Annotated in this window: 14 protein-coding genes; 4 read left to right on the forward strand and 10 right to left on the reverse strand. The window is 67.5% G+C overall.

Features of this window, described 5'->3' with window-relative positions; all coding sequences use genetic code 11:
• Positions 1-167: 167 nt before the first annotated feature.
• Positions 168-2,180, forward strand: a complete 2,013-nt coding sequence (locus CPBF1521_RS15580) for a M13 family metallopeptidase (RefSeq protein ID WP_104597910.1) — start codon at positions 168-170, stop codon at positions 2,178-2,180.
• A gap of 215 nt (positions 2,181-2,395) precedes the next feature.
• Here CPBF1521_RS15580 and CPBF1521_RS15585 read toward each other — a convergent pair whose 3' ends face one another.
• From CPBF1521_RS15585 to CPBF1521_RS15615, 7 genes are all read right to left on the reverse strand, one after another.
• Positions 2,396-3,094 carry a rhomboid family intramembrane serine protease gene (locus tag CPBF1521_RS15585; protein ID WP_115677738.1) on the reverse strand — a complete coding sequence of 233 codons (699 nt, stop codon included), beginning with the start codon at positions 3,092-3,094 and terminating at the stop codon, positions 2,396-2,398.
• Positions 3,095-3,134: 40 nt separating this feature from the next.
• Positions 3,135-3,542, reverse strand: coding sequence for an MGMT family protein (locus CPBF1521_RS15590; RefSeq protein ID WP_115677562.1), 408 nt, complete (start codon positions 3,540-3,542; stop codon positions 3,135-3,137).
• Positions 3,543-3,848: 306 nt separating this feature from the next.
• Positions 3,849-5,219, reverse strand: coding sequence for a glutathione-disulfide reductase (gorA, locus tag CPBF1521_RS15595; RefSeq protein ID WP_115677563.1), 1,371 nt, complete (start codon positions 5,217-5,219; stop codon positions 3,849-3,851).
• Positions 5,216-6,466, reverse strand: coding sequence for an NAD(P)/FAD-dependent oxidoreductase (locus CPBF1521_RS15600; protein ID WP_104648040.1), 1,251 nt, complete (start codon positions 6,464-6,466; stop codon positions 5,216-5,218). The genes gorA and CPBF1521_RS15600 overlap by 4 nt, the downstream gene beginning before the upstream one ends.
• A 7-nt stretch (positions 6,467-6,473) precedes the next feature.
• Complete coding sequence (locus CPBF1521_RS15605; protein ID WP_115677564.1) at positions 6,474-7,718, reverse strand: DUF418 domain-containing protein; 1,245 nt, start codon at positions 7,716-7,718, stop codon at positions 6,474-6,476.
• Entirely contained in the window at positions 7,715-7,951 is a 237-nt protein-coding gene (locus CPBF1521_RS15610; protein WP_147295465.1) for a hypothetical protein, read from the reverse strand. The genes CPBF1521_RS15605 and CPBF1521_RS15610 overlap by 4 nt, the downstream gene beginning before the upstream one ends.
• Complete coding sequence (locus tag CPBF1521_RS15615) at positions 7,926-8,405, reverse strand: FKBP-type peptidyl-prolyl cis-trans isomerase (protein WP_115677565.1); 480 nt, start codon at positions 8,403-8,405, stop codon at positions 7,926-7,928. The genes CPBF1521_RS15610 and CPBF1521_RS15615 overlap by 26 nt, the downstream gene beginning before the upstream one ends.
• 73 nt (positions 8,406-8,478) lie before the next feature.
• On the opposite strand from CPBF1521_RS15615, the gene CPBF1521_RS15620 reads away from it, so the two are divergent.
• Entirely contained in the window at positions 8,479-9,060 is a 582-nt protein-coding gene (locus CPBF1521_RS15620) for a C40 family peptidase (protein ID WP_115677739.1), read from the forward strand.
• Positions 9,061-9,169: 109 nt separating this feature from the next.
• Complete coding sequence (locus CPBF1521_RS15625) at positions 9,170-9,919, forward strand: C40 family peptidase (protein ID WP_104581923.1); 750 nt, start codon at positions 9,170-9,172, stop codon at positions 9,917-9,919.
• 224 nt (positions 9,920-10,143) lie between these two features.
• Here CPBF1521_RS15625 and CPBF1521_RS15630 read toward each other — a convergent pair whose 3' ends face one another.
• The 3 genes from CPBF1521_RS15630 to CPBF1521_RS15640 all read right to left on the reverse strand — a co-directional run bounded on the left by CPBF1521_RS15630 (position 10,144) and on the right by CPBF1521_RS15640 (position 12,927).
• The gene (locus CPBF1521_RS15630) at positions 10,144-10,635 is read right to left on the reverse strand and encodes an acyl-CoA thioesterase (RefSeq protein ID WP_104648042.1); all 492 of its coding nucleotides are present in this window, start codon (positions 10,633-10,635) and stop codon (positions 10,144-10,146) included.
• 102 nt (positions 10,636-10,737) lie between these two features.
• The gene (locus tag CPBF1521_RS15635; RefSeq protein WP_181901257.1) at positions 10,738-11,577 is read right to left on the reverse strand and encodes a class I SAM-dependent methyltransferase; all 840 of its coding nucleotides are present in this window, start codon (positions 11,575-11,577) and stop codon (positions 10,738-10,740) included.
• A 9-nt stretch (positions 11,578-11,586) separates the two neighbouring features.
• On the reverse strand, positions 11,587-12,927 hold the full coding sequence (locus CPBF1521_RS15640; protein WP_115677566.1) for a dicarboxylate/amino acid:cation symporter: 1,341 nt from the start codon (positions 12,925-12,927) through the stop codon (positions 11,587-11,589).
• 142 nt (positions 12,928-13,069) lie between these two features.
• Here CPBF1521_RS15640 and CPBF1521_RS15645 point away from each other — a divergent pair, with 142 nt between their 5' ends.
• Entirely contained in the window at positions 13,070-14,776 is a 1,707-nt protein-coding gene (locus tag CPBF1521_RS15645) for an alkaline phosphatase family protein (RefSeq protein WP_115677567.1), read from the forward strand.
• The last annotated feature ends 82 nt before the right edge of the window (positions 14,777-14,858 follow it).

Below are 14,858 nucleotides of genomic sequence, written 5' to 3' on the forward strand. Positions count from 1 at the left end.
GCAAGCGCTTCCACCTACCCACCACCGACCGCACAAACCCGCACACGCGGGCCTGTCGCGTTCACGCAAACGCCCAGCAGCGGAGACGAACGGCAGCGGGCACATGCCTGCGCAGCACGCAGCCTTGCTAAACTCCGCCGACTTCAATCTGGCCACCCGTCTTCTCGATGCCCACCATTCGTCCGCTTGCCCTCGCTCTTGGCTTCAGCCTGATCACGCTGCTATCCGCCCCCGACGCCGACGCCGCTCGCAAGAAGAAGGCTGCCCCCAAGGCCCCGGCCGTCTCGGCGGCCTGCACCAACTTCTACGATTACGCCAACGCCGGCTGGCTGAAGGCCAACCCGATGCCGCAGGCGGGTGCCGTCACCGCACTGGGCCAGTTGTCCGAGCGCGCGCTGCAGCAGCAACGCGACTTGCTGGATGCGTCGATGAAGGCACCGCAGGGCAACGTGCAGAAACTGCTCGGCGACTTCTGGGCCAGCGGCCTGGACGAAGCATCCGTCGAAAAGGACGGCTCCAATCCGATCGCTCCGTTGCTGTCGCGCATCGATGCGATCAAGAAGGCCAAGGATGTGCCCGCTTCCATCGCCGCGCTGCACCAGGTCGGCATCCCGGTCGGCTTCAACTTCGGCCCGGACGTGGACCTGAAGGCGCTCGACCGCCACATCGGCTACTTCATGCAGGGCGGCATGGGCCTGCCCGACCCGGCCTTCTACACCCGTACCGATGCCGACACCCAGGCGCTGATGGGCCGCTACCGCGCCTACGTCAAGCAGATCCTGGCGCTCACCGGCACCGCCGCCGACAAGCTCGACGCCGATGCCGCCTCGGTGCTGCAGATCGAGACCGCGCTGGCACGCAGCGCGCAGTCGGTGCAGGGCATCAACAACCCGTTCAACAACTACGCCCCGATCGCCACCAAGGAGCTGACCAAGCAGTACAAGAACCTGCGCCTGGCCGACTTCCTGGAAGCGCAGGGCGTCAAGGACGACCTGGTGTCGATGGCCGACCCGGCCATGTTCAAGCAGCTCGACAGCATGATCGTCAGCATCAAGCCGGAACAGTGGAAGGCCTATCTGCGCTGGCGCGTGGGCGATGCGATGGCGCCGTACCTGTCCAAGAGCTTCCACGATGCCGAGTACCAGTTCCGCGGCCGTCTGCTGCGTGGCGATGCCCTGCCGCCGCAGCGCTGGCAGCAGGTGCTGGACGCGATCAACATCGCCGCCGGCCCGATGCTCGGCCGCGAATACGTGGCGCGCTATCTGAGCAGCGACACGCGCCGCCAGGCCGAAGCCATCGCCGACCAGATGCGCGACGCACAGCTGGCCGCGCTGGAGCGCACCGGCTGGGGCAACGGTGAGGTAGTGGCCGAAGCCAAGGCCAAGCTGTCGGCGATGAAGATCGAAGTCGGCGCGCCGCGTCGCGATCTGGATTACACCGTGCAGCCGATGGGCCGCGGCAGCTTCGGCGGCAACATGCTGATCGCCTCGACCTGGCGCCACCGCGAGGAGATGAAGCGCATCGGCAAGGGCAACGCCGACCGTCGTTGGGACGTGCTGCCGCAGCAGCCGGCAGTGGCCTACGACATCGCGCAGAACCGCCTGATCATCACTGCCGCCGTGCTGCAGCCGCCGGTGCTCACCGCCGGCAGCACGCCGGCCGCGCAGTACGGCGCCTACGGCGCGCTGGTCGCCCACGAAATCACCCGTGCCATTGACGCCAAGGGTTCGCTGGTGGATGCCAAGGGCGAATTGCGCAGCTGGTGGACGCCGGCCGAAAAGACCAGCTGGACCCTGCTGACCGGCAAGGTGGCCGAGCAGTTTGGCGCCTACCCGTATCCGGGTGTGCCCAACGTCAAGGTCAACGGCGCGCAGACCGCCGAAGAAAACCTGGCGGATCTGGCCGGTATCGAACTGGCCTGGCAGGCCTTCAGCAAGGCACAGCCCGCCGCCACCGAGGCCGACAAGCAGGCCTTCTTCACCGCCTGGGCCGGCTTGTGGGCCCAGCAGCTGTCGCCAAACGAAGCGGTGCAGCGCGCCAGCGCCGACATCCGTGCACCGGGCCAGTGGCGCACCAACGGCCCGCTGTCCAACCTGCCCGAGTTCGGTGCGGCGTTCAGCTGCAAGGCCGGCCAGCCGATGCAGCGCGTGGATGCCGAGCAGTTGAAGATCTGGCGCTGATTCAGGCGCCAGGACGTCACTGGCCATCAACGCACGGTGGCAGGCAATGAAAAAGAGCGCGGAATCCGCGCTCTTTTTTTGTCTCCGGCGTTTATCGATCTGCCTACCAGCCTGAAACACCCTGGTCGTAGGAGCGGACCTGGCCGCGACAAGGCTTTACCGGTAAACCGCCGTCGCGGCCAGGTCCGCTCCTACGAGGCGATGCGCTGTCGGCCTCAGCGCACCACGCGCAGCGGCGGCTTGCGCCCCTTGCCACCGCCCTTCCTGCCGCCGCTGCCGCCAAACGGCGACTGCCCGCGCCAGTAACGGATCATCAGCCAGCCGAACAGCATGCCGCCCAGATGCGCGAAGTGGGCCACGCCCGGCTGCCAGCCGGTTGCGCCCAGGAACAGCTCGATCGCACCGAACACGATCACGAAGGTGCGCGCCTTCATCGGGATCGGCGGAAACAGCAACATCACCCGCTGATTCGGAAACAGCATGCCGTAGGCCAGCAACAGGCCGAACACACCGCCCGACGCACCTACCACCGGCGCCCCGCTCTGGGTGAACCAGGCCATCAGCAACTGGCACACGCCGGCACCGGCCACGCACACCAGGTAGTAGGTCAGAAAGCGCTTCTGGCCCCAGGTCTGCTCCAGTGCCGCACCGAACATGAAAAGTGCCAGCATGTTGAAGAACAGATGGTTGAAGCCGCCATGCAGGAACGCATAGGTCAGCAACTGCCACGGCATGAAGCTGGCGCCGGGCGAGAACGCATCGAAGCCGTTGGAGATCGGCCACAGCATCAGCGACGACAGCACCGCATCTGAGGGCAGCACGCCGGCGCCCAGGTCGCCCAGTGCCCATTGCAGCAGGAACAAGCCAATATTGGCGATCAACAACGCTTTGGTGACGGGCGGCAGTTGGGGCATGACGGCATCCTTCGGAATGCCAACCATCATAACGTCAGGCTTATGAAGGTCCCCACACGGCGGCATCCAGCCGCTGCGCGGCACTGGTGCGGCGCACCCGGCCCTGCTCGACCGCCACGCCTTCGGCACGCAGCCGCCGACATTGCTCGCGGTAGCCGGACGAACCGTCCGGCAATGCGATCCGGCCATCGCTGCGCAGCACCCGGTGCCAGGGCAGGTGCGGATCGTCATTGCCGCTGAGCACGCGGGCCACCAGCCGCGCCCGTCCGGGCAGGCCGGCGCGCAGTGCGACCTCGCCATAGCCTGCGACCTGGCCGGAAGGAATTGCGCGAATCGCGGCGAGGATGCGCAATCGCGCCTGTTCGCTGGAGAGCGCCGCGCCGTGGGAGCCGGCGCGCGCAGGTGGGCCGGCAGGGGGAAGCGTCACTGGTTTGCGGGGCTTGGACATCGCGCAAGGATGCCAGCGATGAGGCATGACCGGCTGTGGACGGCAGATCGGCAGTTGATTGACGCGCCGATTGTGCCGGACCCTCACCCCAACCCCTCTCCCGAGGGGAGAGGGGCTTTGATCTGTTCGCTCGCAGGGCCCTGGCCTGCGTCAAGCGCACTTACGTCGGGTGCAGAACTAGCGTGCGGTGTTGCGCGGGGCTGCCACACGTTGTGAAACGCAGGGGCCGACGTCAGTACCGGCATCAGGCAAGGGACTGATGCCCTCTTTGGTCCGGCCACAACAGCCGCATCGATGCACAGTGCATCAGTGCATCAACACAATCTCTTCCGACGAAGTGGGATGGATTGCCACGGTCTCGTCGAAGTCGCGCTTGGTCGCGCCCATCTTTACGGCCACCGCGAACCCCTGCAGCATTTCGTCAGCGCTTTCGCCCAGCAGGTGCACGCCGACCACGCGCTCTTCTTCGCCCACGCAGACCAGCTTGAACAGGCTGCGCTGCGGCGCGTCGGCCAGCGCATGCAACATCGGACGGAAGTTGCTGCGGTAGATGCGTACCGCGCTGCCGTGCCGCGCGCGCGCCTGCTCCTCGGTCAGCCCGACCTGCCCGAGCGGCGGATGCGAGAACACCACGCTCGGCACGCCTTCGTAGTCCATGCGTGCATCCGGCTGCTCGCCGAACAGGCGGTCCATCAACTTGCGACCGGCCGCGATCGCTACCGGCGTCAGCCCGACCTTGCCGCCGACATCGCCGATGGCATGGATGTTCGGCACGCTGGTGGTCTGCCCTTCGTCCACCACCACCTCGCCCTTGTCGCCCAGGCGCACGCCGACCGCTTCCAGACCCAGCCCCGCTGTGTTGGCGCGTCGGCCGGTGGCGAAAAACACTTGGTCGAAGACGTCGTTGCCCTGCTCGCTGGGGTGCGCGGGATGGCCGTGCACGCGCAGCTTGCCGTGTGCATCGCGTTCCAGGCCGGTGGTGGAAAAACCGAAATGCAGGCGCACGCCCAGGTGCCGCAGGTTGTCGGCCAGTTGCAGGGTCAGCTCGGCATCGAAGCGCTCCAGCAGCCGCTCGCCCTGTACGAACAGATGCACGCGACTGCCCAGCGCCTGCAGCAGGCCGGCGATCTCCACCGCGATATAGCCGCCGCCGACGATCGCCACCTGCTCTGGCGCATGACAGAGATTGAAGAAATCGTCGGACACCTCACCGTGCTCGGCACCGTCGATGTCCGGCCGCAGCGGATGCGCACCGGTGGCGATCACGATGTGCTCGGCAGTGACGGGCACGCCATCGCCGCCCATGATGGTATGCCGATCCTGCAGCACGCCGCGCTGCGGAATCATCACCACGCCATCTTCGTTGAGCCGACGCCGATAACTGGCGTGGATGTTGTTGATGTAGCCCTGCCGGTGCGTGACCAGTTCCTGCCAGGCCAATGTCGGTCGCGACACATCGAAACCCAGCGCCCCGGCCAGCTCGATCTTGCCGGCCAGATCGGCCGCCAGCCACATCGCCTTCTTCGGCACGCAGCCGAGATTGACGCAGGTGCCACCTAATTCGTTCGGCTCCATCACTGCCACGCGTGCACCGTGCCTGGCCGCGCGAAACGCAGCGGCCAATCCACCGGAGCCGCCGCCCAGGATCACCAAATCGTAATCGTATCGGGCACTCACGCGAATCGCTCCGCCCGGTAAGGATGCGGGTCCAGCGCAGGTGCGCGGCCCGTGATCAGGTCGGCCATCAGTTGTCCGCTTGCAGTGCTCATGCTGATGCCGAGCATGCCATGCCCGGCTGCGAGCCAGACGTGAGGACGCCCCGGCACCGGCCCCAGCACCGGCACGTCGTCCCAGGTCATCGGCCGCCATCCATACCAGCGCTCGATCACGGCCGGGCCAGCCGGCGCATGCAGATAATCGGCCGCTGCGCGCTCCAGCGCCGCCAGGCGCGTGGGGTTGAGGCGGGTATCGCGTCCGGAGAATTCCATCGTGCTGCCGATACGCAGACGATCGCGCCACGGCACCACGAACACCCAACGGTCCTTCAGCACCACCGGGCGGCGCGGCATCAATGCCGGGGCGGTATAGGTGATCGAATAGCCCTTGCCGGCCTGCACCGGCAAGCGCAACCCCAGCTGCGCCGCCAGCACCGGCGACCACGGGCCGGTTGCGATCACCACCTCACGCGCCTGCCATCGCCCGCGCTCGGTGTGCACGCACGCGCCGCGTGCGTCCGGCACCACCGCGTCGACGCGGCACTGCGCCTGGATCACCGCACCGCGCGCACGCAGCACCCTTGCCAGTTCTGCGGTGTAGCGCTCCGGACGCAGATGCGCATCGCCGGGGAAATGGATCGCACCGGCAATGCCTGCGCGAAATGCCGGGTCCTGGCGCAGATAGTCGGCGCCCTCGATGATCTCGGCCTGGATGCCCCACTGTGCAAGCACGCCGCACTCGTGGCGATACTGCGCAAAGCGGCGCGCGTCGCCGAACACGTAGTCCAGCCCATCGCTGCGAAATTCGCAGTCCAGTGCATAGCGCTCGACCCAGTCGTCGAAGCGGTGTCGCGCATCGCCCAGCAACGCCGCGCGCGCCTGCGCGCTGGCCTGCCAGTGACGCGTATTGCAGCGCTGCGCAAACCGCAGCAACCAGCGCCACAGCGCCGGATCCAGGCGTGGCCGGATATACAGCGGCGCGTCCGGCGTCAGCATCCACTTCAGCGCCTGCGCGATCATGCCCGGCGCTGCCAGCGGCGGCGCATGGCTCGGCGTGATGGTGCCGCAGTTGCCGTACGAAGTTGCCGCACCCACCGCACCGGCATCGAGCACGTGCACCTGCCGCCCCGCCTCGACCAGGGCCAGCGCGGTCGCCAGGCCGATGGCGCCGGCCCCGACCACCACCACATCGACAGGCGCGCCGCTCATGTGCGCACTACCTCACGCGCGCACTGCTGCGACGCATCGGCGGCACGCGCAGATAGGTCACGCTGCGCCATAGCCATTCCACCGGCCCGAAGCGGAACCAGCGCAGCCACAGCTGGCTCAGCACCACCTGCAGCGCAAACAGCACCAGCGCGAACGGCAGTTGCCATACGCGCGGCAGCTGTTCGAAGTAGCCAAGCCCGTAACCGTAGAAGATCCACGTGCACACCAACGACTGCATCAGGTAGTTGGTCAGCGCCATGCGTCCGGCGGGCGCCAGCCATGCCAGGCGCGGCGCCAGGCGTACCACCCACGCCGCATAGCCCAGGCTCATCAGCGGGCCGGCAATCAGCGCCAGCGCGAAGGCACCCGACAGGCGCAGATCCAGGCGCGCCGGATCGATCCACGGCTCCAGCGCGTAGCTCACCGCCATCACGCCCAGCCCGAGCGGCAGCGCACCGTAGCGCAAGCCCCGGAACAGGCGCGGAAAGCGCTCGGGCGCGGCGATTGCACCGCTGCGCACGAACCAGCTGCCCAGCAGGAACATGCCGAGCATCGCCGGGCCGTTGATGCTCAGCCCGGTCATTGCCTGCTGCAGGTCATGCCAGCGCTGCAGCGTGGCCTGCGCATAGCTGCCGCCACCGAAGGCGGCGCGCTGCGCCTGCACGTTGGCTGCCGCCTGTTGCGCTGCGTCGGCCACTGCGGCCTTCCATTCCACTGCAGATGCCGGGTCCAGCTGCGTCAACGTGCCCGCGACGCCGTACAGCAGCATCAACCCGGGCGCGCAGCAGTAGACCAGCACGGCAAACCACGGCAGCGTCACCGTCGGCACCGCGCGCGTGGCCAGCAGCAGCAAGGCGAGCAAGGCGTAGGTCACTAGAATATCGCCAGACCACAGCAGCAGCGCATGCGCCAGCCCGATCGCCAGCAGCGCAACGGTGCGACGCAGATAGGGGCCGACCAACCCGCGCCCAGCCTGCGCGGCGCGCTGCGCCATCACCGCAAACCCCATGCCGAACAGCAGCGAGAACAGCGTGTAGAACTTGCCCTGCACGAACAGGTACACCAGCGCATCGGCAACCCGGTCGGCACCATGCCAATGCGGCTCCACGCCGGTGATCGCCAGATCGAGCGGACCGACGAAGGCTTCGACATTCATCAGCAGGATGCCCAGCAGCGCGAAACCGCGCAGCACATCCAGCACCACCATGCGCTCGCTGGTTGCAACGGGCAGCAGAAGATCGCGCGGGCTCATCGCGGCCCGGACAGCACGCCGCGGCGATCGCGGCGCGCACCATGCAAGCAGCCCGCCGAAATGGCGGGCCGCAGAAACACATCCAGCGAACGCTGGCCGGGCGAACACGACCGGCGCGGGCGAATCGGCATCACCACGCGGTGCATGCCGATGTTGCCGATTGCCCGCATCGGTCCGCCCGCTTCACAGACCGTACAACGGCTGTGCTCAGTGGTGATGGCCGCCTTCGCCATGCACATGCCCGTGGTCGCGCTCTTCCTGGGTGGCTTCACGCACTTCGATGATCTCCACGTCGAAGTGCAGGTCCTTGCCCGCCATCGGGTGATTGAGATCGACGTCGACCACGCTCATGCCGACCTTCTGCACCGTCACCGCGCGCGGGCCGAAGTTGGTCTGCAGCACCACCTGGGTGCCCGGTACCAGCTTGGTGGCGCCGAAGTGCTTCTTGGGCACGCGCTGGCTCAGGCCTTCGCGGTATTCGCCATAGGCTTCGGTGGCCTTGACGTCCACGCCGAAGCTCTCGCCGGCCTCCTTGTCCATCATGGCCGCTTCCAGGCCCGGAATGATGTTGCCGTGGCCGATCATGATCGCCAACGGGTCACGCTCCTTGGAGCTCTCGATCGGCTCCTGGCCGAGCTCGGAAACGGTGTAGTGGAAGCGGACGACGCTGTCTTTTTCGATCTTCATGCCTGGCTCTGGATAGGCTGCCCGGTGGCAGACGGTGGAGGACGGCTTGTCGGCCGCCGGGTGCGCCGCCATCATGGCGACCTTTCGAACCGCCCATTATCCCGGCTCCATGCATATCACGCCAGTTTTCGCCGCCCGTGCCCGCCGCGTGGCGGCCAGTTCGTTGCTGGGCCTGCTCGTGCTGCTGGGCGGTTGCGCACAGGCGCCGGTCCGCCGACCGGCCGCCACCAAGCCGCCGGCACCGCGGGTCTGGCCGCAGGTGCCGCCGTCGAACCCGGCCGCCGCCAACAACATCCTGATGCGTGCGCTGGGCCTGGTCGGCACGCCGTACCGCTTTGGCGGCAACACGCCGGAAACCGGCTTCGACTGCAGCGGGCTGGTCACCTATGTCTACAAGGACGTGCTGGCGCTGGCGCTGCCACGCACCTCGCGTGAACTGGCCGCGGTGCAGGGACCCCGCATCCCGCAGGAGAAACTGACCACCGGCGATCTGGTGTTTTTCGGCTCCAGCGGCAACGTGACCCACGTCGGCATTTATGTCGGTGAAGGCCGCTTCGTGCATGCCCCCACCACTGGCGGTACCGTCCGCTTGGATTTCCTGGATGGCGCCTACTGGCGTGACCATTATTCAGGCTCAAAGCGGGTTTTACCCTGATATGTGACGTGCATCACATTTCATAAAACGGAAATTTAACCTTTTTTGAACGTAACGATTCTTTCACCAAGGCATCATCCCGCATCGACAGCAGAATTGTGATTCCCGCGTGACGAACGACGAACAGATCATCACTGGCGCCGCACCGCTTCCGCCCCGGAAACCGCTCCGCCTGCTATGCGCCACCGCTCTTTGGCTCGCAGCCCTTCCCGCCCTGGCACAGACCGCCAACGGCACCGCATCCGCTCCGCAGACGGCCCCGCCGGACAGCACCGTCGCCGCCGAGAAAGCCGCAACCCGCAGCCGCGCCGACGCCGCTGCCACCGCAACACTGGCCGCCCTGCTTCCGCACCTGGCCGCCAACGACGCCATTCCGCTGATGGACCGTTCGGCGATGTTCGCCGGTGACCTCAGCCGCCTGCTGGCCAATTACGACGTGTCCCAGAGTGCGGCCAACGCCGCCCAGAACGCCGTGGCCGACAGCCGTGTCCAGGTGATCCTGCAACGCGCCATGGCCCTGCTGGGCACCCCGTACGTCTGGGGCGGCGAGTCCACCGAAGGGTTCGACTGCAGCGGCCTGGTCGGCTATGTGTTCAAGACCGCCCTGGGCATCGACCTGCCGCGCGTCTCGCGCGACATCGCACGCGACGAGTCTGCCGAGCTGATCAAGGACCCCAACGCGCTCAAGGCCGGCGATCTGGTGTTCTTCGGCAGGCGCGGCCGCATCGACCATGTGGGCCTGGTGGTCGGCGATGGCAAGTTCCTGCATGCGCCCAGCCGCGGCAAGGATGTGCGGGTGGATTCGCTGGCCAGCGGCTATTGGAGCGAGAAGTTCATCCAGGCACGCCGGGTGCTCTGACCGACTGCGTGGACACTGCGTCGATTGCATGACAGAGGCCGCGGCGATCCCGCGGCCTTTTTGCTGGGTCGTCGTCGTGCGTGGGCGTCCCGCAGGCCCCATGACCGCTGCATGACAGCGGGTGGCATCCATCGCCGGGCCAAGTGGCAGGCAGCGAGCGTCGGGCTACCTGTCGCACCTCGCGCATGGCGGGACCAACGGCGCAGCGCAGCGCGCGCCGCAGGTTACCGCGAGGTGTCGGCCTGGTAATGCGCCATGGTGTCCTCGATGCCCTTGCTCAGCTCCATTACCTTGAGCGCGTATTCGGCCAGGCGCTGGTCTTCCGGGGTACCCGGCTGCCAGGACGGCACTGCCACCGGGGTGATGCCGTCCGGGTCCATCGCCACGAACACGATGATGCAATGCGTGCATAACCGCGAGTCGCCACCCATCGGGCTGCGTGCCCGCACGTCGATGGCAAAGTGCATGCTGGTGCGTCCGGTGTAGACCAGCTTGGCTGATACCGCGACCAGATCGCCGATCCGCACCGGCGCCACGAAGCGAATGCCGCCCACCGCCACGGTGACGCAGTAGTGCCCGCTCCAGCCACTGGCCGCGGCAAAGCCGACCTGGTCGATCCACTTCATCACCACGCCGCCATGCACCTTGCCGCCGAAGTTGACGTCGCTGGGCTCGGCCAGAAAACGAAATGTCAGATCACGCTGTTGGCCAATCACCGCCCGCCCTCGTCAATGGATGAGCTGGCAGTGTGCCATGCGGGTGGGACGCGGGTGCGCACGACCCAAACACCCAATGCATGGTCCGGCAGCGCGGTTGCTTCACCCAGGACGTAGCGCGTCCAGGTTGTCCTGTTTGCGCAGACACAACCAGGGAAAATGCGGCTGCCGCAACTTGAGCATCCGCCGCAGGCGCGCGCCCGGGCCTCGCGGGTCGAACAGGCGCTGCACCGCAAAGCGGTCGAAGCTGGCGTAGGTGTGCTGGTGGTAGTGCGCGGCCAGCGCCGGAACACCCAGCTCGGTGAAGTAGCGCAGGCTGCGCGCGGCGCTTGCATCGGCGGCGTGCGCATCCGCATACAGCGGGCTGTCGAGGATATGCAGCTCGCCGCCGTCGCGCAGTTGGGCGAGCAGGCGGATGACCAATGCCGCGGGGTCGGCGAAATACTGGATGCAGGCCGGGATCACGATGACGTCGAAGAGATCGCGCGGCAGGGCCAGGGTGTGGATGTCGGCGGCGATGAAACTCAGGCGCTGGTCGTGGCCGAACACGCGCGCGGCCTGGGCCAGTTCGGTGCGGTTGACGTCGATGCCGCAGACATCGCGCTGCAGCGACTGCGCCAGCAACTGCGACAGCCAGCCATTGCCGCAGCCCAGTTCGGCAATGGCGCCCTCGCCTGCCTGCGCGCGCAGGTGCCGGACCAGCAAGGCGCTGGACAACGCACGCACCCGCCATTCCAGACTGGCGCCGAGCTTGCCGCCGGGGCGCGGCAGGCTGCGTACCTGTGCATCGGTGTAGAGCCGGCCTTCCTTGCGCCGAACCTCCAGATACTGCTGCTCGAACGGGTCGTCGGCCAACGACCGCTGCACGAACACGCCGTCGACGCTCTCCAGCTCAGGCAACTGCTGCAGGCGATCGCGCAGCGTGGGAGACCCGGCGCGCATCGCTGGCGCTCAGCGCTGCGTCGGAGCGCGATCGGCCAGTGGATCTTCCAGCCCCACGTTGGTCGATGCCGACTCGTAGACCGCCTTGTCTAGCAGGCCGGTCTCCTTGGCCACCAGCACCGGCACCAGCATCTGCCCGGTCACGTTGGTCATGGTGCGCATCATGTCGAGGATGCGGTCGATGGCGTACAGGTAACCGATCACTTCCAGCGGCAGGTTGGCCGCGCTCAACACCACCGTGGCCATGATCACCGCAGTGCCGGGCACGCCGGCCGTGCCGAAGCTGCCGAGCACCGAGGCAATCAACACCACGAAGTACTGGTTGGCGGTCAGCGGCACGCCGGTGTACTGCGCAATGAACACCGCACACAAGGCCGGAAAGATCGCGCCACAGCCGTCCATCTTGATGCTGGCGCCCAGCGGCACCGCGAACGCAGCATAGTCCTTGCTGACACCCAGGTTATGCGTGATCGAACGCATCGCCACCGGCATCGCGGCAAAGCTCGACGAACTGACGAACGCCACCTGCATGCCCGGCGCGGCGCCACGGAAGAACTTCCACGGATTCAGCCCATGCAGCAACAACAGGCTGCTGTAGACCACCACGATATGGATCGCGCAGGCCACATACAGCGCCAGCACGAAATTGCCGAACGGCAGCAGTTTTTCGAAGCCATAGCTGCCGACCAGGCTGGCGATCAGCCCGAAGGTGCCCAGCGGGGTCACCTCCAGCACGAAGCGGGTGACCTGGATCATGATGTCGCTCAGTTGCGCGGTGAGCTTGCGCGCCTCGGCCACGCGCTCGCCGAGCTTGACCATCGCAAAGCCCAGCAGCGCAGCGAAGAAGATCACCGGCAGGATCGATCCGCGCCCGGCCGCCAGCACCGTTTCGCCGGCCGCATTGGTCTTGGTGCCGATGCCGGTCAGCGCAAAGAACGGATTGGACGGCACCACATCCAGCAGCACCTTGATCGGGCTGGGGACATCGCGCGGTTTCCAGGCCGAATCCACGCTCAGGCTGAAATGGCCGGCGCCGGGCTGCATCAGCGTGCCCACCGCCAGGCCCACACCCACCGCCAACGCCGCGGTGATGACGAACCACAGGAAGGTGCGCCCGCCGAGCGCGGCGACGGATTTTTGCCCGTGCAACGAGGAGATCGCATTGATCACCGCGAAGAACACCAGCGGGATCGCGATCATCTTGATCAGGGTGACATACAGGTCACCGAGCGGGCCGAACCACACATCGGCCGCCGGGCCCATGGCCCAGCCGGCCAGCGCGCCGAGCACGAAGCCGGCCACCACGCGTTGCCAGAACGGAATGCGCAACCAGGCCGAGACCAATGTCATGCGTCGAGTCATCCGGGGGGAGAGTGCATGCACCATAGCCCAGGCCCGCGCCGCCCGCGAGGCCACGACTGGAACAGCGGCGTGTCATCTGTGTGACACCAGGCATGCCGGCATAATAGGCGCCGATTCAGCCACGAGTTCGATGCCGATGCGTTACCGCCTGCCTGCCCTCGCCGCCCTGACCACCGTGTGTGTCGCCGCTTGCGCCTCCAGCGCCGGCACCAGCGCATCCGCGCCTGCCGCCGTGCGCCTGGAGGTGCCGCAGGTGGCGCATCCGGCCGGCGAGACGCCGCAATGGTGGTACCGCTCGGGCGCGGCACGCGCGGCCGGCAATGGCGCAATGGCAGGCCGCGCGCGCAACGTGATCCTGTTCCTGGGCGACGGCATGAGCCTGACCACGGTGGCGGCGGCGCGCATCCTGGATGGCCAGCGCAAGGGCGGGCCGGGCGAGGAGAACCTGCTGTCGTGGGAGCAATTCCCGGCCACCGCCTTCAGCAAGACCTACAACACCGATTCGCAGACGCCGGATTCGGCCGGCACCATGACCGCGATCACCACCGGGGTGAAAACGCACATGGGCGCGATCGGCGTCAGCAGCGGCAACCGCAGCGACTGCGCCGACAGCCTGGGCAAGGGTCTGCTCAGCTGGCTGCAGCTGGCCGACAGCGCCGGCATGGCCACCGGCATCGTCACCACCACCCGCCTCACCCACGCCACCCCGGCGGCGACCTATGCGCATTCGCCGGACCGCAACTGGGAAAACGATACCGACCTGCCCGAGTCCGCCCGCACCGCCGGCTGCCAGGACATCGCCCAGCAACTGCTGTCCACCACGCGCTTCGGGCGTGGCCCGCAGGTGGTGCTGGGTGGCGGACGCAGCCAGTTCCAGACCGTGCAGGAACGCGATCCGGAATACGACGACAAGGTCGGGCTGCGCCTGGACGGCCGCGACCTGGTCGCCGAATGGAAACAGGCGCACCCGCAGGGCGCCTATGTCTGGAACGAGCAACAGTTGCAGGCGGCCTCCGGCGCGCCCGCGCTGCTGGGCCTGTTCGAGCCGGATCACATGCAGTTCGACCACGACCGCAATCGCACCGCGCAGGGCGAGCCCAGCCTGACCGAGATGACCCGCACCGCGATCCAGTCGCTGTCGCGCGACCCGAACGGCTTCGTGCTGATGGTCGAAGGCGGCCGTATCGATCACGCCAACCACGCCGGCAATGCCTACCGCGCGCTCGATGAGACCGTGTCGCTGTCCGATGCGGTGCGCGCCGCCGTGCAGACCGCGCCGCCGGACACGCTGATCATCGTCACCGCCGACCATTCGCATACGCTCAACTTCGTCGGCTACCCGGTGCGCGGCAACCCGATCCTGGGCAAGGTGCGCGGCACCGGCGGCGAAGAAGGCGACCGCACCCAACTGGCCACCGACCTGGCCGGCCAGCCCTACACCACGCTGAGCTACGCCAACGGCCCCGGCTACACCGGCGCCAGCAACGCGCAGCCGGCCGGCGCCAAGAAGTACCCGCACGAACCCAGCAGCAGCGAGCCGGCCGCCGGCCGCCCGGACCTGACCCACGTCGACACCGAGGCGCCCAGCTACATGCAGGAATCGCTGGTGCCGACCAAGTCCGAAAGCCATGGCGGCGAAGACGTCGGCATCTGGGCCACCGGCCCGGGCAGCGCGGCCTTCCGCGGCACGCTGGAGGAGAACGTGATCTACCACGTCATCGTCCAGGCCACCCCGCGCCTGCGCGAGCGCCTGTGCAAGGCCGGCACCTGCGACAGCGCCGGCGTGCCGGTGACGTTGCCGCAGTCGGCCACGTTCGAGACCGCGGCCAAGCGCTGATGCGCCGGCTGCGCGCAGCGCGGGCGGCGGCGGCGACTCAGTCGTCGCCGCTCGCACCCGGATGCAGCGTCGCAGCAAGCCA

Origin of the sequence: Xanthomonas euroxanthea (assembly GCF_900476395.1) — a bacterium.
GTDB lineage: Bacteria > Pseudomonadota > Gammaproteobacteria > Xanthomonadales > Xanthomonadaceae > Xanthomonas > Xanthomonas euroxanthea.

What these genes read in the sequence shown, in the direction of transcription:
- CPBF1521_RS15580 (WP_104597910.1), top strand. Translation starts at nt 168, where the DNA reads ATGCCCACCATTCGTCCGCTTGCCCTCGCTCTTGGCTTCAGCCTGATC.
- CPBF1521_RS15585 (WP_115677738.1), bottom strand. Translation starts at nt 3,094, where the DNA reads ATGCCCCAACTGCCGCCCGTCACCAAAGCGTTGTTGATCGCCAATATT.
- CPBF1521_RS15590 (WP_115677562.1), bottom strand. Translation starts at nt 3,542, where the DNA reads ATGTCCAAGCCCCGCAAACCAGTGACGCTTCCCCCTGCCGGCCCACCT.
- CPBF1521_RS15600 (WP_104648040.1), bottom strand. Translation starts at nt 6,466, where the DNA reads ATGAGCGGCGCGCCTGTCGATGTGGTGGTGGTCGGGGCCGGCGCCATC.
- CPBF1521_RS15605 (WP_115677564.1), bottom strand. Translation starts at nt 7,718, where the DNA reads ATGAGCCCGCGCGATCTTCTGCTGCCCGTTGCAACCAGCGAGCGCATG.
- CPBF1521_RS15610 (WP_147295465.1), bottom strand. Translation starts at nt 7,951, where the DNA reads ATGGCGAAGGCGGCCATCACCACTGAGCACAGCCGTTGTACGGTCTGT.
- CPBF1521_RS15615 (WP_115677565.1), bottom strand. Translation starts at nt 8,405, where the DNA reads ATGAAGATCGAAAAAGACAGCGTCGTCCGCTTCCACTACACCGTTTCC.
- CPBF1521_RS15620 (WP_115677739.1), top strand. Translation starts at nt 8,479, where the DNA reads ATGGCGACCTTTCGAACCGCCCATTATCCCGGCTCCATGCATATCACG.
- CPBF1521_RS15635 (WP_181901257.1), bottom strand. Translation starts at nt 11,577, where the DNA reads ATGCGCGCCGGGTCTCCCACGCTGCGCGATCGCCTGCAGCAGTTGCCT.
- CPBF1521_RS15640 (WP_115677566.1), bottom strand. Translation starts at nt 12,927, where the DNA reads ATGACATTGGTCTCGGCCTGGTTGCGCATTCCGTTCTGGCAACGCGTG.
- CPBF1521_RS15645 (WP_115677567.1), top strand. Translation starts at nt 13,070, where the DNA reads ATGCCGATGCGTTACCGCCTGCCTGCCCTCGCCGCCCTGACCACCGTG.